This window comes from Neobacillus drentensis (assembly GCF_036962765.1).
Taxonomy (GTDB): Bacteria; Bacillota; Bacilli; order Bacillales; family Cytobacillaceae; genus Neobacillus; species Neobacillus drentensis_C.
Window position 1 is genome coordinate 746 of the sequence record NZ_JBALOS010000378.1, and the last position, 1,715, is coordinate 2,460.

At 37.8% G+C, this 1,715-nt stretch carries 2 protein-coding genes; one reads left to right on the forward strand and one right to left on the reverse strand.

Features of this window, described 5'->3' with window-relative positions; all coding sequences use genetic code 11:
- Positions 1–271: hypothetical protein (locus V7137_RS29745; RefSeq protein WP_335701402.1), on the forward strand; the 271-nt coding region annotated here is incomplete at its 5' end.
- A gap of 215 nt (positions 272–486) precedes the next feature.
- Here the strand turns inward: V7137_RS29745 and V7137_RS29750 are convergent.
- Positions 487–1,715 (reverse strand): glycoside hydrolase family 1 protein (locus V7137_RS29750; RefSeq protein ID WP_335701403.1); only part of this gene is annotated, 1,229 nt, incomplete at its 5' end.

A 1,715-nucleotide genomic window follows, 5' to 3' on the forward strand; every position in this document is an offset into this window, starting at 1 on the left:
GAATAATATCAAAACTTCGTTGCTGGTTATAATATCAGTTTTGATGGTCATTAATCCTAAAGTAAATTATTACCTGAAAAGCATCGTCCTTCTGTTGATACCTATTATAGGAATATATTTTAGTGGTAATAAATTTGCACTTGTATGGGCTTTAATGTTGAGTGGTGGATTGGTACTATTTTTTAGAGTGTCTAAATCAAGAGCAAAATCAAAATCAAAATCAAATAAAAAGGAACATCGAGCAAGAAGAAACCAAAAGCAAACAGCTTAATATTTGTTTTTTGGCAATTAAAAAATGCTGGATGGCAGTATATTGATTGAATGAAAATAAGCCGAAAATGGACAAGTGGTGAATAAAAACTTGTATATTTTCGGCTTATTAAATTTTAAAAATGGAAGAAAAGCACTCAAAAACGGAACTCTTTATTGTCCGAATGCAAGGCCTTTTTGGACACTCCCCTTCTACAAAAACCTTCCACAAATACCTTACAACTCTTCTCCCCTCGTCTCAATAATATGCTTGTACCAATGAAATGACAGCTTTTTCTTTCGGTTTAAGTGATCCTGATGATCCACATAAATAAAGCCGTATTGCTTTTTATACCCATTCAGCCAGCTTAATAAATCAATCACAGACCATGCGTAATATCCTTTTAAATGGATCCCTTCTTGAATGGCGCGCTTTACTACTTTTAAATGTTCCTCAATATATTTAATGCGTGGAACATCGACGATTTCACCTTCAATAATCGGATCCTCATCACCGAGCCCGTTTTCTGTTACATACATTTTTATATCACCATAACGCTCTTTTAACATATGCAGCCCGTCTAAGAATCCTTGCGGCGAGATTTCCCAGCCCCATTTTGTATAGGTTTTATCTCCCATTTTGACCGTCCGATAAAAGCCATCAAACGACGGGTTGCCTGGAGCTAGCGTAGAGGTTTCTCGTGAATGTTCCTTAGTAAAACCAATTTCATGATATTTCTCTACTCGAATGGGCTGGTAATAATTAAGTCCGATAAAATCATTTTTGGCCGCATTTCTTCTTAACGTATCAAGCTCTTCTTCTGTCCAATTAGGGGTCCAGCCTTTCTCCTCTAACTGCTCAACCACATAAACTGGATATTCTCCTTTTAATATCGGTTCATAGTACCAAAAGGTTTCATACTCATTCGCATGCCGGGCAGCTATTACATTCTCAGGCTGATCATCTACACTGTAAGCTGGTAAGAACACATGAGTAATCCCAATTTCGCCGTACTGTTTCAATTCCTTGTAGACTTCAACGGCTTTCGCATGAGCATAAAAAACGTAATGTGTTGCTTGAAAGTATTTATTCTCATCGTTTTGGATGCCTGGCGGATGTGCTCCTTTTAAATAGCCTAATCCGCAAAACATTACCGTTTCATTAAACGTGATCCAATGTTTCACTCGGTCCCCGAATGACCGAAAACAAATTTCTGCATACTTGACGAAGGCGTCAGCTGTTCGCTTATTGGTCCAGCCTCCGTCTTCCTCGAGCGTTAGAGGCAAATCCCAATGATACAAAGTAACAAATGGAACAATACCATACTTTAAACATTCATTAATAATATGATTATAAAATTCTAGGCCTTTTTCATTGACTTCCCCGTCTCCCATCGGCAAAATCCGTGCCCATGAAATCGAAAACCGGTACGATTCAAGCCCCATCTCGGCCATAAGTTTAATAT